General features: G+C 29.8%; 18 protein-coding genes and 2 tRNA genes. 1 reads left to right on the top strand and 19 read right to left on the bottom strand.

Annotated elements, in window-relative coordinates; all coding sequences use genetic code 11:
* Positions 1–31: 31 nt before the first annotated feature.
* The 16 genes from radC to polA form a co-directional block, all read right to left on the bottom strand.
* Positions 32–739 (bottom strand): RadC family protein, encoded by a 708-nt coding sequence (gene radC / locus K8M07_RS08755; protein ID WP_223377847.1) that lies wholly within the window; start codon positions 737–739, stop codon positions 32–34.
* Positions 740–757: 18 nt separating this feature from the next.
* Entirely contained in the window at positions 758–1,339 is a 582-nt protein-coding gene (locus tag K8M07_RS08750) for a Maf family protein (RefSeq protein ID WP_223377845.1), read from the bottom strand.
* Between the two features lie 9 nt (positions 1,340–1,348).
* Positions 1,349–1,873: a Gx transporter family protein gene (locus K8M07_RS08745; protein ID WP_223377843.1), complete on the bottom strand. Its 525-nt coding sequence runs from the start codon at positions 1,871–1,873 to the stop codon at positions 1,349–1,351.
* A 12-nt stretch (positions 1,874–1,885) separates the two neighbouring features.
* The gene (locus tag K8M07_RS08740; RefSeq protein ID WP_223377841.1) at positions 1,886–2,272 is read right to left on the bottom strand and encodes a NusG domain II-containing protein; all 387 of its coding nucleotides are present in this window, start codon (positions 2,270–2,272) and stop codon (positions 1,886–1,888) included.
* A 156-nt stretch (positions 2,273–2,428) separates the two neighbouring features.
* Complete coding sequence (locus tag K8M07_RS08735; RefSeq protein WP_223377840.1) at positions 2,429–3,244, bottom strand: RnfABCDGE type electron transport complex subunit B; 816 nt, start codon at positions 3,242–3,244, stop codon at positions 2,429–2,431.
* 11 nt (positions 3,245–3,255) lie between these two features.
* On the bottom strand, positions 3,256–3,828 hold the full coding sequence (rsxA, locus tag K8M07_RS08730) for an electron transport complex subunit RsxA (protein ID WP_223377838.1): 573 nt from the start codon (positions 3,826–3,828) through the stop codon (positions 3,256–3,258).
* A complete protein-coding gene (rsxE, locus tag K8M07_RS08725; protein ID WP_223377836.1) occupies positions 3,803–4,453 on the bottom strand; it encodes an electron transport complex subunit RsxE in 651 nt (216 codons plus the stop codon). Before rsxE ends, rsxA begins: the two co-directional genes overlap by 26 nt.
* Positions 4,454–4,472: 19 nt before the next feature.
* Entirely contained in the window at positions 4,473–5,054 is a 582-nt protein-coding gene (locus tag K8M07_RS08720; protein WP_223377834.1) for an RnfABCDGE type electron transport complex subunit G, read from the bottom strand.
* A complete protein-coding gene (locus tag K8M07_RS08715) occupies positions 5,055–6,092 on the bottom strand; it encodes an RnfABCDGE type electron transport complex subunit D (protein ID WP_223377832.1) in 1,038 nt (345 codons plus the stop codon).
* A 15-nt stretch (positions 6,093–6,107) separates the two neighbouring features.
* Entirely contained in the window at positions 6,108–7,442 is a 1,335-nt protein-coding gene (rsxC, locus tag K8M07_RS08710) for an electron transport complex subunit RsxC (RefSeq protein WP_223377830.1), read from the bottom strand.
* Positions 7,443–7,711: 269 nt separating this feature from the next.
* Positions 7,712–8,758, bottom strand: coding sequence for a DNA polymerase IV (locus K8M07_RS08705; RefSeq protein ID WP_223377828.1), 1,047 nt, complete (start codon positions 8,756–8,758; stop codon positions 7,712–7,714).
* A gap of 50 nt (positions 8,759–8,808) precedes the next feature.
* Positions 8,809–8,893: transfer RNA gene (locus K8M07_RS08700), tRNA-Leu, on the bottom strand.
* Positions 8,894–8,953: 60 nt separating this feature from the next.
* Complete coding sequence (locus K8M07_RS08695) at positions 8,954–10,684, bottom strand: peptide ABC transporter substrate-binding protein (protein ID WP_223377826.1); 1,731 nt, start codon at positions 10,682–10,684, stop codon at positions 8,954–8,956.
* Between the two features lie 15 nt (positions 10,685–10,699).
* A complete protein-coding gene (locus K8M07_RS08690; protein WP_223377962.1) occupies positions 10,700–11,353 on the bottom strand; it encodes a lytic transglycosylase domain-containing protein in 654 nt (217 codons plus the stop codon).
* A 21-nt stretch (positions 11,354–11,374) separates the two neighbouring features.
* Positions 11,375–11,986: a dephospho-CoA kinase gene (coaE, locus tag K8M07_RS08685; protein WP_223377960.1), complete on the bottom strand. Its 612-nt coding sequence runs from the start codon at positions 11,984–11,986 to the stop codon at positions 11,375–11,377.
* Positions 11,961–14,645: a DNA polymerase I gene (polA, locus tag K8M07_RS08680; RefSeq protein WP_223377824.1), complete on the bottom strand. Its 2,685-nt coding sequence runs from the start codon at positions 14,643–14,645 to the stop codon at positions 11,961–11,963. The genes coaE and polA overlap by 26 nt, the downstream gene beginning before the upstream one ends.
* Before the next feature lie 164 nt (positions 14,646–14,809).
* Here polA and K8M07_RS08675 point away from each other — a divergent pair.
* Positions 14,810–14,896, top strand: a tRNA-Leu gene (locus K8M07_RS08675).
* 258 nt (positions 14,897–15,154) lie between these two features.
* On the opposite strand, the gene K8M07_RS08670 is transcribed toward K8M07_RS08675, so the two are convergent.
* From K8M07_RS08670 to K8M07_RS08660, 3 genes are all read right to left on the bottom strand, one after another.
* Positions 15,155–15,319: a hypothetical protein gene (locus K8M07_RS08670; RefSeq protein WP_223377822.1), complete on the bottom strand. Its 165-nt coding sequence runs from the start codon at positions 15,317–15,319 to the stop codon at positions 15,155–15,157.
* A gap of 642 nt (positions 15,320–15,961) precedes the next feature.
* The gene (locus tag K8M07_RS08665; protein WP_223377820.1) at positions 15,962–16,381 is read right to left on the bottom strand and encodes a putative ABC transporter permease; all 420 of its coding nucleotides are present in this window, start codon (positions 16,379–16,381) and stop codon (positions 15,962–15,964) included.
* An 85-nt stretch (positions 16,382–16,466) separates the two neighbouring features.
* Positions 16,467–17,477: an ATP-grasp domain-containing protein gene (locus tag K8M07_RS08660; protein ID WP_223377818.1), complete on the bottom strand. Its 1,011-nt coding sequence runs from the start codon at positions 17,475–17,477 to the stop codon at positions 16,467–16,469.
* Between the last annotated feature and the right edge of the window lie 5 nt (positions 17,478–17,482).

The following is a 17,482-nucleotide window of genomic DNA, read 5'->3' as shown; positions in this document are numbered from 1 at the left end:
CTCCTTTCTCTCTATAGCATAAATTACTAAATTATATGATATTTTTTTGTTTTAAGCTTAGATAATTATTGTCACCAATTATTATATGATCTAGAACTTTAATCCCTATTATATCACCTGCATTTATAAGTCTATGTGTAATATTGATATCTTCTGTGCTTGGTGTTGGATCACCACTTGGGTGATTGTGTATTAATATTATTGAATTAGCACTTCTCCTAATTGCTATATTAAATACTTCTCTAGGATGTACAATGGAAGAGTTTAGATTTCCTATAGATATTTCCTCAATGCTGATTATTTGATTTTTAGTATTAAGCAGCATTATTTTAAAATGTTCTTTGTTTAAATATCTCATCTCTTCCATAAGTAATTCTGCAACTACAACAGGCGAATTTACTTTAAGTTTAGCTTCACCACTACGACTAGATATTCTTTTCCCTAACTCTATGGCTGCTATTATTTGGGCTGCTTTACAATTACCAATACCTTTTATTGCTGTTAATTCTTCTACGGTCACTTGAGATAAATATTTAATTCCAGTACTATCCATACTGATAAGCTTACTAGCTAAATCAATAGCAGTGTTTTCTAAATGCCCAGTTCTAATAATTATTGCTATCAGTTCAGAATTGGATAAGGAACCCACCCCATACTTGGATAATTTTTCTCTAGGTCTTTCATTCATTGGAAGGTCTTTTATAGTATAATTTTTGTAAGAGTTGGTACTTGATCCCATATATAATCACCTACATTTTTATAATAAATTGATATTAAAATATCTTTCTAATAAAGTATCTAGCTTATATATAGGCAATCCTACTACGTTAAAATAACATCCATTAATATATTCGACTAATATAGATCCTAATCCTTGTATACCATATCCCCCAGCTTTATCAATATATTCGTTGGACTCTATATATTTTTGGATTTTCTTATCAGAAAGTTTTCTAAACTTCACAATTGTACTTTCATAATCTATTATTTTAATATTACAATTAGATCTCATAATACTAATACCTGTTATTACCTGATGTTCTCTATTACTCAAAAATTTAATCATTTCTTTGCCTTCATATTCATTCTTAGGCTTTCCAAGTATAAGTCCATCGCATGCTACTATTGTATCAGCGCCTATTATAATTTCTCCATTATTGAATTTGTTTGCAACTTGGGCCACTTTTTCAAAAGATAAAGCCATAGCAACTTGTTCAGGTGCTTCATCTAAATAAATTTTCTCTTCTATTTGAGGTTCTTCGATAATAGGTCTTAATTTGTATTTTAGCAACAAATCCCTTCGTCTTGGAGAACCTGAAGCTAAAACAATTGTGTCCATAGCATCACCTTAATCATTAGAATAAAATATCTTATCAATTGATTTTTTCAAACTCTTAATTACAAATTTAGAAGTTAATCCTACAAAATATCCAGTAAAGAGTCCAGTTAACTGTAATATAGGAATATAAGAAAATATCCTAAAGTTATTCATCATTATACTTGCTACCAGAACTTGAGCAAAATTATGAGCCATTGCTCCAAATATACTAACTCCTATTAAACTGAATATACTTGAAAACTTTTTGTAGATTAAATACATTAATAAGCAACTTAAAATGGAACCAGATAGACTGTAAAAAAGACTCGTAACACTTCCTGTAATTAAGGTGAAAATAAGTGATTTGAGAATACCTACAGTCAAAGCATCTTTTATATCAAAAACAACTAGAGTTATCAATATAACCATATTTGAAAGTCCCAGTTTTGCTCCTGGTGCGATAAAGGGTAAAGGCATCATTGATTCGATAATACTTAGCCCTAATCCAATTGAAACCAATAATGACAAAAATATTAATCTTTTAATACCTTTCATATCTATTCCTTTCTATCGGCTAATACGATCTATTTCCACTTCATCCATTCCTTTTATCTCAATAACTAATCTATTTGGTAAACATACTATAACCTCTCCAACATTAGAAATATATCCTTGCTTTACATCTAGTTGATCTGGACAATCTGCTTCTATTACTCTAACTTTTTCATCTCCTATCTCTATCAAATTATATCCATATTCTGTCTCGATGGGGACAGTTTCTCCTATTAAACTACTATCAAATATTATTTTCTTTATCTCTTTTCCATTCACTTGTACACTTATAAATTTCTCTTGATAACTAAAAACTGATATATTTACAAATATTAGTGATACAATACTAATAATTACAATAATGACTATTAAAATCTTATCACCTTTCGTCAATTTTTTCACCCTTTTGAAACAAATTCATCCATCTTAACATCATAATAAGTTTACCATTTATATTTTCTATTTACAAGCTAGAAAATTTACATTTATTCTATATATCACCTATATATTATAAATGAATTTTTCTAAAAATAAAAGAGCCTAATTAAAGGCTCTAAACTATTGTGCTTTCTCATTAAGCTCTTCTAAATTTGAAAATATTGCTCCTGAAGGACATTTTTCAGCACAAATTCCACAATTAGTACATTTTTCATAGTTAATCCTTGCTAAATAGTTTTCGAAACTAAATGCGTCTTCAGGACAATTTTTAACACAAATTTGACAACCAATACATCCAGTACTACAATTACTTCTTACTACTTTTCCTGAATCATTGCTCTTGCATTTTACTACTACTTGATTATCATATGGAACAAGTTCAATTATATTCTTAGGACAAGCAGCTATACAAGCCTTACAAGCTACACATTTTTCTTTATCTACAACAGCAACTCCATTAACTATCTTAATTGCATCGTAATTACAGACATCTGCACATGTACCACAACCTAAGCAACCATATGAGCAAGATTTACTTCCTCCTGCTAATATATTTTGAGCTCTACAATCTCTTATACCATTATAAACATACTTGTTTTTAGCTTTATCACAATCGCCTTGACATAATACAGTAGCCACTTTTCTTTCTGTTTTAGTAGCATTAACTCCCATTATGTCTGCAATTTTTTCTGCTACTGAACTGCCTCCAACGCTACAAGCATTGGTCTGAGCTTCACCTTCTGCAATCGCATTAGCACAGCCATCACAACCAGGATATCCACATGCTCCACAGTTTGCCCCCGGTAAAACTTTCCTAATACTTTCTACTTTTGGGTTTGTTTCAACAGCAAAAGCCTTAGATGCCAAAGAAAGACTTAAGCCAAATAAAAGCCCTAAACCACCTAATACTACTATTGGATATAATATTCCACTCATCTTATTACCTCCTAAACAAGTCCATTAAATCCTAAAAATGCTATGGACATAAGACCTGCAGTTATTAACGCTATTGGAAAACCTTCTAAAACCTTTGGAACATCTATTATCTCAAGCTTTTCTCTTACTCCAGCCATAAGTAGTAATGCAATAGCGAAACCAACAGATGCTCCCAATGCATTAAAAATAGTTTCGATTAAACTATATCCCTCTTGTATGTTCAATATAGCTACCCCTAATACTATACAGTTAGTTGTGATTAATGGAAGATATACTCCTAATGCACTATATAGATTAGGACTGGTCTTTTTAAGAAACATTTCAACAAATTGTACTAGGGCAGCTATTACAAGAATAAATACTATAGTTTGTAAATACTCTAATCCAAATCTGTCTAATATAGCATAATGTATTCCCCAAGTTATAACTGATGATAGTGTAATTACAAAAGTTACAGCTACACCCATACCTGTTGCTGTTTCTGTCTTGTTTGATACCCCTAAAAATGGGCATATACCTAAGAAACGAGCAAAAACATAATTATTGACAAATATCGTACTAATCAATATTGTAAATATACTCATCTATGTTTTCCTCCTTTACACCAGTTTTAGGAGATTCTTTTCTCTTTCCAACATAATTAAAAATCCCCATCAATATTCCAAGTATTATAAACGCTCCTGGTGGCATTATGAAAATTAGTGCTGGTTCAAAGCTAGCTCCGAATAATTGCATACCAAACAAAGTTCCTGCACCTAATATTTCTCTTATACTACCTAATACTACTACTGCTAAAGTATATCCTGCACCCATCCCCAAGCCATCTACTATAGATGGTAATAAGCTATTTTTTGAAGCAAATGATTCTGCTCTACCTAAGATCATGCAATTAACAACAATCAAGGGAATAAATATTCCTAATGCATTATATAAGTCAGGAGTATATGCTTTCATAAACATTTCAACTACAGTAACAAAAGTTGCAATAACCACAATAAAAGCTGGTATACGAATTTTATCTGGTATAACCTTTCTTAATAGTGAAACTACTATATTCGATCCAACTAATACAGCAATTACAGCTAGCCCCATAGCTAAACCATTAATTGCAGAGGTAGTTACAGCCAAAACCGAACACATACCTATTGCTTGAACAAATATAGTATTTTCTTTAATCAATCCGTTATAAAAAATTTTGGATAATTTCACTTTTTCACACCTCCACTACTTACTGATTTGCCAATTTTGAATTAAATATTTCACGTACCATATTTACACCATCAACTATGGCATTAGTCGTTATAGTCGCACTAGTAAGAGCCTGTACTTCATTATCAGCTTGAGGATCTTTAACTGCAGTTATATTACTATCCACAGTTTTCCCTTTAAAAGAATCTGTGAAGTAGCTCTCAGTCGAATTTGCACCAAGCCCTGGAGTCTCTCCATGGTTTAAAACTTTAATACCCGTTATATGTCCTTCTGTAGATATGCCTGTCATAAATTCAATATCTCCACCATACCCTTTTGATATAACTTTAAAAGTATATCCAACAAGAGATGAATTCTCATCATATCCTTCATTTATCTCTAAAACATCATTGTTAGAACCAACAATTTCTTTCAACTGGTTTTCATCTAATTTAGTAAAACTTTCTGCATCTTCCAATATTTCTTGTTTGGCTACTTCATTAGCTATTCTATCCACTTCTGCTATTTTCTCCGATGTAACTGAATTTGAAACTCCTAGCACTGCTGCAGCGACAGCAGTTATTAGAAATAAAATTAACCCCAACTTTACTGTTTCATTCATCTACTTCACCTCCCCAAATACTTTAGGTTTAGTAAATTTCTCAATTAATGGAGTTGCAACATTCATCAATAGTATTGAATAAGATACTCCTTCTGGATAGCCTCCATTAACTCTAATTATTGCAGTTAAGATACCAGCTCCAATTGCAAATATAATTTTACCCAAAGGAGTTACTGGTGTAGAAGAATAATCTGTAGCCATATAAAAAGCGCCAAGTATTAATCCACCACCTAGCATATGATATAATAAAAATTCAGTTTCAATTCCTAATACTACTAACATAATAAAAGTAGTGCCTATATAGAATACTGGTATTTTCCAATCTATGATTTGTCTAATTATCAGATAAGCTGCACCTATTAATAATAGAAGTGCAGAAGTTTCTCCGATTGCTCCAGGAATGTTCCCAACAAACATATTCCATAAAGTTGGAAGTTCTGGTCCCGCTGCTCCTGAGGCAGATGTAACAGCTTCAACAGTTGCAGATGCACCACCATCTGTACCCACTCCATATTTCATTATTGCCAATGGAGTAGCTGAGGCAACTACATCTGGCCTAGTTCCAGTAAAAGTAGACATATGAGCAGGCCATGAAGTTAAAAGCATTGCTCTTGCCGCTAGTGCAGGATTCATGAAATTCGAACCCAAACCACCAAAAAGTTGTTTTACCACAATAATTGCAAAAGCTGAACCCATTACCGGTAGCCACCACGGTGCACTAGCTGGTAAGTTAAATGCAATTAATATACCTGTTATTACAGCCGAAAAATCATCTATAGTTATAGGTTTCTTAAATAGCTTCTGGATAAGTGCTTCAAACAATATAGCTGATGCTATAGAAATTAATATTAACTTTAAAGCATTTAAACCAAAAAAGTATACGCTTCCTATCATAGCAGGTGTGAGAGCTATTACAACATCTAACATTATCCTCTGTACAGATTCATTTGATCTCATATGAGGAGATGAAGAAACTAATAACTTATTTTCTAAAGCAACTTCTTTTGCTTTAGAAGTATTAACTACTTTACTATCCATTTCATATCCTCCTATCTATTTTTTTGATTTCTTCTTAGCAATTATTTCTCTTTTTGCAAATCTGATAGATTCCACTAAAGGTCTCTTCGCTGGGCATATATATGAACATGAACCACACTCTACACAATCTAAAGCATTAAGATCTTCCGCCTTGTCGAAATCTTTCTTGAGAGCATAACTACTTAAATATAATGGCTGAAGATTTACAGAGCAAACGTCAATACATTTTCCACATTTAATACATGGTTGCATTGGTTCTGGTCTTGCTTCTTCTTCAGTTAATATTAATATTCCACCGCTTCCTTTTATAATTGGAACATCTATAGAATATTGAACAATACCCATCATTGGTCCACCACTAATAATTTTGCCAGGAGATCCTTCAGCAAATCCTCCACATTGTTCTATTAAATCCTTAAAGGGTGTTCCCACTTTAGTAACAAGATTTTTAGGTTCTTTAATACCATGACCGGTAACAGTAGTTACCCTTTCATATAAAGGTTTCCCTTCTAATATTGCCTCTGCTATCGCTCTTGTTGAAGCAACATTACATACAATGGCCCCTACATCCATAGGTAATCCACCAGATGGCACAACTCGTCCTAATACAGCATTAATTAATCTTTTTTCATCTCCCTGAGGATATTTAGCTTTCAAAGATACTACTTCAATATTTTCTTCACCTTTGCTTGCATCTCTTAATGCCATTATCGCATCAGGTTTATTTTTCTCTATACCGATAACTCCTTTATTTACTTCTACTGCTTTCATAATAGCTTTCAACCCGAATATTATCTTTTCTGGATGTTCAACCATTAATCTATGGTCTGCTGTTAAATAGGGTTCACACTCTGCTCCATTGATAAGAACAGCATCAATTTTTTTGTCAGGAGGTGGTGATAATTTAACATGAGTTGGAAATCCTGCTCCTCCCATACCTGTTATACCAGCTTCTTTAATTATTCCAATAATTTCTTTAGGAGATAATTCATTTAGACTCCCTTTTGGTTTTATAGATTCGTCCAGTTCGTTTCTCCCATCTGATTCTATAACTACACATTTAACAGTTTGTCCAGTAGGCGTAGACATAGAAGTAATACTTTTTACTGTACCTGATACAGATGAATGCACCGGTGCAGATACAAAAGCATCAGATTGTCCAATTTTTTGTCCTACTTTTACATTATCTCCCATCTTCACAAGAGAATCACAAGGTGCTCCAACATGTTGATGCAGTGGAATATAAACTACATCAGGTTCCTTTGCTTTCTCTATAGGAAGACTTTCAGTTAAATCCTTATGATGTGGCACATTTACCCCACCCTTGAAAGTGAGATTTTCTAACTTCATTCTTTTACACCTCTTTTTTTAGTATTCTTTATTCGTTCAACATATAATAAATACATTGAACAAGTAGAAAAACAATTATAATAATTAATAAATTTTTGATGTTATTTATTAATTCTAGGAAATATTTAACTTCAAAGAATTGATAATTTGAGTGCTACAAAGTGTATAAATATGATTATAGCACTACTTATTATAACATTAATTAGGTAAGATGTATACCCTATATCGGTATTGAGATTTTTTTAACATACTTAATCGTATTTATTTTATTATATCTTCATGCTCAATTGTTTAGGATCCTTTGGATAAATCAGATTTATGAGTATTAATCCAATAAGTCTTACACTTTTATGAAGATTAAATTTTGTCATTAAAACACGTTTGCTTGTTTCAAAAATAACATTATGATCATTTGTTGGAATGCTTAAAGTCATACTTCTAGTCTCCATTGAAAAATCGCTATATTTAATTTTCACTGTTATTGTTTTTATTAAATATCCTTTTGAAACTAGTTTTCTTGATGTATTAATGGAATAGTGTTCTAATCTCTCTATTAATTTATTGATATCTTTAACATCACGCTGAAAAGTTCCCTCTTCACCTATCGATCGATTCAATACACGATTTTCTACTGGTCTAGAGTCTAATCCATAAGAAAAATCATAAAGCTCTTTCCCTCTTTTACCAAACATCGATATGAGTAGGTCTAAGTCATAGGCCTGTATATCTCCGATATAATATATGCCCAACTTATTTAATTCTCTTTTCGTTTTAGGGCCAACTCCCCATAATTTGGTAACCGATAAAGGTTTTAAAAATTCTATTACTTCTTCCTTTTTTATAATTGTCAATCCATTAGGTTTATTTATATCAGAAGCAATTTTTGCTAAAAACTTATTTATAGATATGCCAATAGATGCAGTAAGTTTTAATTCGTCTCCAATATCCTTTTTAATATGCTTAGCAATATTTACCGCTTTTTTGCCTGTTACATCAAGAAAAGCCTCATCTATAGACAAAGGCTCCACAATATCTGAATATTTATTAAAAATTTTAAGTATTTTTCTCGACTCTTTCTTATATTCTTCCATCCTTACTGGTAAATAAATTCCATTTGGGCAAAGCCTTTTAGCAGCTTTTATAGACATAGCTGAGTGGACTCCATATTCTCTTGCCTCATATGATGCAGTACACACTACCCCTCTATCACTAATTCCACCTATTATTACTGGTTTCCCCATTAAATTTGGATTATTCCTTTGTTCAATCGATGCATAAAAGGCATCCATATCTACATGGATTATTGATTTATTCATAGTTACCCCACCTTATTATAAAAAAATCATATACATAACAGTATATGATATGGTGCAGGAGAAGGGATTCGAACCCTCACGAGCATTGCTCACTACCCCCTCAAGATAGCGTGTCTGCCATTCCACCACTCCTGCAATTTAAATTATCCACATTATTATATTATAAATAAAATTTTAATTTTTATCAACTGTTTCTTATTGGTATTCTTTAGGTATATACCATTTTTCAATATTCCTATATAAATCATAAAATGTAGGATCAATCGCTCCCATAATCTTATCATCAATTAATAAAGCTTGATTCCTAAAAAATAAACTAAAATAAGGCAAATCATTGATAATAACAGATTGAAGTTTTTCACTAGTTTCTAATATTTTTTCTTTATCTGTTGCCTTATATGCATCTAAAAGAACCTGATCCATAGTTTCATTGTTGTATTTAATCAGATTGCTTCCATTTTGAATATATCCAGAATAGAAAGCAAATGATAATTCTGCCATAGGTGATAATTGCCATCCTAACAACACCATATCATAATCTCCTTTTTTAATACTATCGTTGAATTCTTCCCAATGCTGTTCTTCCATTTCTTCATCTATATCTTTTGGGATATCTTGAGGATAATTTTTTATTACTTGAATTCCTAATTCGTTTAAATCTTCAACAATCATATCTGCAGTTTTCAATCTTAATGGATTATATGAATTTGTAATGATTCTTAAGGAAATATCGTTACCATTTTCATCCTCATAAAATCCATCTCCATCATAATCTTTCCACCCAATCTTTTGTAGTTCTTCCCTAGCTCTATCTAAATTACAACCATAAATATTTGCCCTATCTGACAACAACCATGAATCAGGATGTATTGGTAAATCAGTTTGAGTAGCATGCCCCAAATATACATTCTCAATTATAGCTTGTCTATCAATTCCATAAGCAATAGCTTTTCTTAATCCCTGACCACTATCGCTATTAAATATTTCATTTGAAAAATTAAATCCTAAAAACTCATAGTTCTGTGAAATAAATTCTATTATCTTTATTCTATTATTCTGATCATATTTTTCCCAATCAACTCCTACTGCCATAGCTAAATCAATTTGTCCTGTTTCAAAAGCTACTAATGCTAATTCATCATCCTCTAATATCTTTCCTGTTATATTATCTATATAGGGTCTACCTTCTCTATAATCATCATAATACTCTAAATCTATTGTTTTATATTTTTCATATTTTACAAATCTATAAGGCCCAGTACCGATAGGAATATAATCATCTTGAACCAAAGCCCTTTTATATGAATCTGTATCCTCTACTTCTTTAACAAATCTATGTTTAGGTATGATAGGGAAAGTTAATACCTCAAGTTTATGACTGGAACTTTTATCAAATACAATATCTATAGCTGAAGAATCCACTACTTTCGTATCTATGATATCATTTATATCCGCAGAGTTAAATTTACCTATAAAAAAATTCCACATCTCTTTAAAGGTAGATTCATTGCTTGCATATTTAATTGTATTGATAGTAAAAGCTACATCTTCTGCTGTAAATTTTTTTCCATCATGCCAAAATACATTGTCTTTTAATTTTATGCTTATTGTTCCATTATCTTTAATAGTATAATCTTTTGCCAGCTGATTTGTAATATTAAAGTTCTCATCTAATTCAAATAAACTTTCAAATATAAGCTTATTGAAATGATAATAGGTTAAGTTATTAGCAATCAGAGGGTTTAAGGTATTTAAAGTAGTTACAGGTAGCACTAAATTCCCTCCATATTCTGGCTCATACTTAGCTGGATTATTATCAGAATTTAAAGTTTCCTGAACATCATTTATAATGTCTTTTTCGCAACCTGCCAATATAAATACAATGAGTAAAGTTAATATTATATATATTAGTTTTTCATGCTTCAAAATCTTTCCCTCCTACTATTTGTACATTGCTAAGTCCTTAATCACCTTTTTAAAATTATGCATTAATACAACAAAATGATTTTCTTCATAAGCAGATGGCTCATCAAATTTTTCTCTGTATAAAATCTTATATAGCTTTATGTTTTTCTGAACTTTTTCAATATACTCTTCTGTTTCCTTAAAGGGAATCTCTTTTAGAGTAACCCCATCTTCAGAATACCGTTCATCTTCAAGCCATTTGTTTACATTCCCATTTCCTGCATTATAAGCTGCCATAACCAGCTTAATATCATTGTCAAATTCTTTAAATAAAGAAGCTAAATACCATGTCCCTATCATTATATTAACTTCTGGGTCTGTTAATCTATCTAAAGTAAAATCATTAATCGGCAAAACTTCAGCAGCCCATTCTCCTGTAACAGGCGTTATTTGCATAAGCCCTATTGCATTTTTATTAGATCTAGCTTCTTTGTCAAATCTACTTTCAACATTTATAATTGCTGCTACTAAATAAGGGTCTATATCAAATTCGTTAGAATACTTTTTTATTAAATTCTGATAGCTTAACGGATAACTAATTATTAAATACATAAAAGTGGAAAATAATATTAATGTAAATACTATAACACTCAGTATAACTTTTTTTAGCCTATTACCAATTTTAAACATCAAACTAAACCCTCCAAAAAATTATATTATCTCCTGAATTTGTTCTTCTAATGTTCTTATACTTCCACTATTATCTATTATTCTAGTAGCATATTTTTTCTTGATTTCTATAGGTATTTGAGCTCTAATTCTCTTTATTCCATCTTCTTTTTTTATAGCATCCCTTTTCATCAATCTTTCTAACTGAGTTTTTTCATTTACATAAATTAACCATATTTCATCAAATTTTATACCATATCCGTTAAACTTATCAAGTTTTTCAATTAGTAAAGGTGCATCAATAAAAATAATCTTTTCATTTCTATTTTTATATAATAACTCCTTAATGGCTTTAAATACATAGGGATGTATTATATTATTTAGTTTTTCTCTTAACTTATGATTATCAAATATCATTTTTCCTAATGCTTTTCTGTTGATATTCCCATTTTCATCTATTACTTCCTTACCAAAATAATTTACTATATCATTGTAGGCAGATTTGCCTTTCTCAACTACTTGTCTAGATAGTTTATCTGCATCGATAATTTTATAACCAAGCTTCTTAATAATATTTGACGCTGTAGATTTGCCTGTAGCTATGCCGCCTGTTAAGCCTATTACCTTATTATTTTGCGTCATACCAACTATCACCAACTTTTAAGTCCACCTTTAAAGGAACATCGAGGCTTATTGAATTTTCCATAATATCTTTCATTAATTCTTTCACTTTCTCCACTTCTTCCTTATGAGTTTCAATAATAAGCTCATCATGAACTTGTAATATCAGTTTTGATTTTAAATTTCTTTTATTTAATTCTTGAAACACTTTTACCATTGCAATCTTTATAATATCGGCCGCACTGCCTTGTATAGGTGTATTCATAGCAATTCTCTCTCCAAAGGATCTTACATTATAATTTCTTGATTTAAGTTCTGGCACGTATCTTCTTCTATTTAAGATAGTTTCCACATATCCTTTTTCTTTTCCTTCGATTATTATTTGATCCATATATTCTTTTACCATTTCATAATTATTAAAATAATTATCTATATATTTTTTTGCTTCTTTTCTTGATATATTTAGATCTCTAGAAAGACCATAATCACTTATTCCATACACAATCCCAAAATTTACAGCTTTAGCTCGACTTCTCATTAAAGGAGTTACTTCGTGTATTGGTATATTAAATACCTCTGAAGCAGTTTTAGTATGAATATCTTCATCACCATAAAAAGCTTCCTTCAATTTAGGATCTTTGGATACATGAGCTAAAACCCTTAACTCTATTTGAGAATAGTCTCCATCTATTAATACATAATCTTTATTTTGTGCGATAAATGCCTTACGTATTTCTCTTCCTTCCTCTGTTTTTACAGGTATATTTTGAAGATTGGGTTCTGTACTGCTAATTCTTCCAGTATTTGTTACTGTTTGATTGAAAGTTGAATAGATGTTACTAGTTTCTTTATCTACTACTTTTATTAATCCCTCTATATACGTTGACTTTAATTTTACTATCTGTCTATACTTAAGAATTTTTTCTATTATTTCATGTTGTCCTTTTAATTTATCTAAAACTTCTGCATTTGTTGAATATCCTGTTTTAGTCTTCTTTATTATTGGTAATTTTAATTTATCAAATAATATTTTTCCTAACTGTTTTGGAGAATTGATATTGAATTTCTCTCCTGCTAAAGCATATATTTCATTCGTCATTTTAGTAATCTGCTTCTGAAAATCTTCTCCTAATTTATTTATCATTTTTAAGTCAATCTTAAAACCATGAAATTCCATATGAGCAAGCACTTTAGTTAATGGTAATTCTATTTCATAATATAGCTTTTTCATTCCTTGCTCTTCAATCAAATTATTTATCTGTTCTTTAACCCCATGCATTAAATCTAAATTCGTAGCAACGTATTCTGCTCTAGCTTCAATATCAAGATCCTTATATAATTTCTTGTTTTTCCCTTTTCCTAATAGTTCCTCCTTATCTATAGCACATACATCTAGATATTCTTTACCTAGTTCATTAATACTATAATCGGGTTGCGCAGGATTCAATAGATATTGACCTATCATGCTATCAAAAGCAATATTATTAATATCTATGTTTAGCTTAAACAAAGCAAATATATCCATCTTCATCATGTGTCCATATTTCTCTATGCTAGTAGATTCAAACAATTCTTTAAAACTTTCTATAAACTTTTCTATATTATTTTTAGAAAAATCTATATAATAAGATGTATTATCTTTCACTTTTATTCCTATTCCAATAATTTGATCATTTATATAATGATCATTTGAAAACAAAAATTTAAAATAAAATCCTTTTGCTCTTTCAATATCATTTATAATCAATTGGTAATTATTATCTTCAATAATATTAAATTTAGTTTCATAATCAGAATCTTTTTCTAGATTTATTTTACCAGAAGGAATCTTTGATAACAAACTCTTAAATTCCAGTTTATTAAATAATTCAGCTAATTCATCCCAATTTGGCTCTCTAACTTTTAAGTCTTGTAAGGAGATATTTAAGGAAACATTTTTAATTATTTCTGCCAACTTTTTACTAAGAAATGCAGAATTTTTATGTTTCAATAGAGATTCTCTAGTCTTTTTGCCTCCTACCTTATCTATATTATCATATAGGTTTTCCATAGTACCAAATTGTTTTAATAATTTTATTCCCGTTTTCTTACCTATTCCAGGTACTCCTGGAATATTATCCGATTTATCTCCCATAAGCCCTTTTAAATCAACAAACTGTTTAGGAGCTATTTCATATTCTTGAATGAATTTTTCTTCATCATATTCTTTTAATTCAGTAATCCCTTTTTTTGTCATTAATATTTTTGTTTTATTAGATGTTAATTGTAAATAATCTTTATCTCCTGTTACTAATATAACTTCTAACCCCTCTTCTTCGCCAATTTGGGAAAGGGTTCCTGCAATATCATCTGCTTCATATCCATTTAACTCCAATTGAGTAACATTCATCGCAGATAAAATTTCCTTTAATATTGGAAATTGCTGAGATAATTCATTAGGAGTAGATTGTCTATTTCCCTTATACAAATCAAAAGCTTTATGCCTAAATGTAGGGCCTTTCTTATCAAAAGCTACACATATGTAATCTATATCATATTCTTCTCTAATTCTATATAACATAGTTAAAAATCCATAAACACCATTTGTATATATATTATCCTTAGTGGATAATAATGGTAAAGCATAAAAAGCTCTGTATATCAAACTATTTCCGTCAATAACCATTAAAGTATCTCGTTTGTTTCCATTCATTAAACTCACTCCCTTTTACAATAAGAGGATACCTATATTGAATAATTAAAATATCCATATATAATATTAAGTATACATTAAATATAGATATCAGTAAACAAAATAAAAATAAAACTCTTGATTGTTTTTTAATTTTATGTTAATATATTTTTTGTAACTGAAATGCCGAAGTGGTGGAATTGGCAGACGCGCTGGACTCAAAATCCTGTGGTAGCAATACCGTGCGGGTTCGACTCCCGCCTTCGGCACCAATAAATTATAAGTGTTTTATCCTTAGGTCCTATCGACTTTCATCCATACATCCTACACCTACCATTAGCCATTACATAATTTTTACGAGATTCACCATTTCTAATTTTGCATCACATAATTACTCGCATGGGATTTGTTTTGCATATATTAACCTACTTACTTTATTATGTCATTTACCATATAAAAAAGGCACCCTTTCGGATGCCTATAATTCTAACTTTATATAAAATCATCATGTATAAACTTTATATTGTTTCTTATGGAGTTATTTCTTCTGGAGTTGTTTCTTCTGGAGTTGTTTCCTCTGGAGTTATTTCTTCTATTGTTGTCTCTTCTGGAGTTACTTCTTCCCCTTCATCAACACCACAACCTACTGTAAATATTAAAATTAATATCAATGTTAATCCTAATATCTTTTTCATACTAACCCTCCTTTTATTATTATAACAAGTTAGGATTAATATCCCAATACTTACCATATTATTATTAATATAACAAATTATCATTAATATTCCAATAATATTTGCCTTTTATATAATTTATTTAGTTGCTTTGTATTGGGTAATCGCTTTAGCCCCTCTATTCATTCCATTTAAACCATTCCTACAATTTTATAATATAGATATAAAGTCCTATAATTAATATTACTAATATGAGTCCAATAAAGCTAGCAACTCCTTTAATTACTGTTTCTTCTGTAAAAACATTTATGAATTATGCTAATTCCGCTATTACATTGAATATAAATATTGCGTCATAAGAAATATATCATGCTTTGGCCGTGTTTTTTAGCGATAGCAATTTTTACGGCCATTTTTTCTACATATATAAATTCTATATCATTCCAATTTATAAAATATAGCGTATTATTAAATATATCTTTATATTAAATACCATTAATTGTGATTATTAATCTTTTGTAAAAATAAGAGTATAACCATATTACTCCTATGAATAAGTTATTATAACAAAAATTATGAATATAACATATAAAGGATTTTTGTAAATAATATGAAATATAAGCTTACATCCTTTAAAAACAAAAAAGACCAGAGATAATTTGGTCAAATAAATTTATAATGTGATTTTTCCTCTCCAAACAACCAATATCTTAAATAATCATCAAAAATTATAGCTGGTAGAGAAAGAAAAAACCATAATATGCTATATGTTAAACATATTTGTCCCATGAAGTTAAATTCTAAATTACTATAATTCCAAATATCTAATCCTAGCCATACATTCAAAATTAATCCAAATATTAATTCTAATATCGTGATAATTAAACAAGATATAGTTTGTTGTATTAACAAGGATATCTTAGATGTAAAATAATGTTCATTTATTAACCCTATTAATATAAAACATAATCCACCTAAAATAAACATTGTTATATGTGAATATCCTCTCCATAAAATTTCAATAAAAAGATATGATACTCCGCCAATTATGAATAAGATTGGATACTTAATTAAATGTTTCATTTTTATCTTCCTTTAAACTATAATAATAAAATAATACTTTTGCCTTTATAGTTTAAAGGGTTTTTATTTAAATATTCATGTAATATTATGCTATCCCAAATTCTGATTTTTTATCTAGGTTATGTCTTTTTATAGCATTTTTTACAATTTCAAAAATGAGTCCTTTATACTTTAAATTACATGCATCTGCCATTTTAGTTAAATCGCTATGTCCTTTCATAAGACCAGGTAATGAATTCACTTCTAACACATAAGGGATCTTATCATTTTTTAATCTAATATCAACTCGTGCATAGTCTTTCATTCCTAAAACATTATATGCCTTGATTGCTGTTTTCTGAATTTTAGATTGAATTTCTTTATTTATCTTTGCTGGAACGTGGTAATTAGTCTTATCCGAATAATGAAATTTTACCTCAAAACTGTAAAATTTATTTAAATGTCTTGGAAGATTTGAAAAATCCACTTCTAATATTGGAATCACTGATATGTTTTGCTCATTTCCTAAAATTCCTACTGTAAATTCTCTACCTTCTATATATTCAGTAATCATTATTGGAGGATCATATGTATTTAGACTTTCTTTGACCTTTTGGATTAAATCTTTTTTATTATAAACTAAACTATTTTGATGGATTCCTCTACTAGATCCTTCATCTTTAGGTTTTATTATAACTGGAAAATTAATATCTATATATTTAGCTTCCTCTATATCGTTAACACAAATAAATTTAGGTGTACAGATATTGTCCTGGCTAAATAATTTACAGGAGTATATTTTATTATAAGCTAAAGCATGACCTAATGGTAATGAACCTGTGTAAGGAATGCCTACATATTCTAAGATTGCTGGAAGTTGAGAAATTCTTGAATTCCCATTAATGCCATTGCAAAGATTGAATACCAAATCTACCTTTTCTTTCCTTAACTTATTAATTATATTGTCATCAAATACTAAATCAACACAAGTAAATTTCTCTGAAAGCACCTCTTTTATATGTTTCACAGTTCTTCTCTTTTGTTTGTCTTCCATTAATCCTTCTTCCTTAGGTAAGAACTTTGTCCTAGATTGGTCAGTGACAATAGCTATTTTCATAGCAT

Source organism: Schnuerera sp. xch1 (assembly GCF_019931165.1).
Lineage (GTDB): Bacteria > Bacillota > Clostridia > Tissierellales > Tepidimicrobiaceae > JAIOUP01.
Note: the sequence above shows the minus strand (reverse complement) of the source record. Positions and strands in the feature narration are given on the sequence as shown.

Coding starts and splice junctions, on each gene's coding strand:
- K8M07_RS08670 (WP_223377822.1), bottom strand. CDS start 15,319: ATGAAAAAGATATTAGGATTAACATTGATATTAATTTTAATATTTACA.
- K8M07_RS08720 (WP_223377834.1), bottom strand. CDS start 5,054: ATGAATGAAACAGTAAAGTTGGGGTTAATTTTATTTCTAATAACTGCT.
- rsxC (WP_223377830.1), bottom strand. CDS start 7,442: ATGAAGTTAGAAAATCTCACTTTCAAGGGTGGGGTAAATGTGCCACAT.
- rsxA (WP_223377838.1), bottom strand. CDS start 3,828: ATGAGTATATTTACAATATTGATTAGTACGATATTTGTCAATAATTAT.
- K8M07_RS08715 (WP_223377832.1), bottom strand. CDS start 6,092: ATGGATAGTAAAGTAGTTAATACTTCTAAAGCAAAAGAAGTTGCTTTA.
- K8M07_RS08665 (WP_223377820.1), bottom strand. CDS start 16,381: ATGAAACATTTAATTAAGTATCCAATCTTATTCATAATTGGCGGAGTA.
- K8M07_RS08745 (WP_223377843.1), bottom strand. CDS start 1,873: ATGAAAGGTATTAAAAGATTAATATTTTTGTCATTATTGGTTTCAATT.
- K8M07_RS08690 (WP_223377962.1), bottom strand. CDS start 11,353: ATGTTTAAAATTGGTAATAGGCTAAAAAAAGTTATACTGAGTGTTATA.
- K8M07_RS08735 (WP_223377840.1), bottom strand. CDS start 3,244: ATGAGTGGAATATTATATCCAATAGTAGTATTAGGTGGTTTAGGGCTT.
- K8M07_RS08660 (WP_223377818.1), bottom strand. CDS start 17,477: ATGAAAATAGCTATTGTCACTGACCAATCTAGGACAAAGTTCTTACCT.
- K8M07_RS08750 (WP_223377845.1), bottom strand. CDS start 1,339: ATGGACACAATTGTTTTAGCTTCAGGTTCTCCAAGACGAAGGGATTTG.
- polA (WP_223377824.1), bottom strand. CDS start 14,645: ATGAATGGAAACAAACGAGATACTTTAATGGTTATTGACGGAAATAGT.
- radC (WP_223377847.1), bottom strand. CDS start 739: ATGGGATCAAGTACCAACTCTTACAAAAATTATACTATAAAAGACCTT.
- K8M07_RS08705 (WP_223377828.1), bottom strand. CDS start 8,758: ATGAATAAATCAATAATCCATGTAGATATGGATGCCTTTTATGCATCG.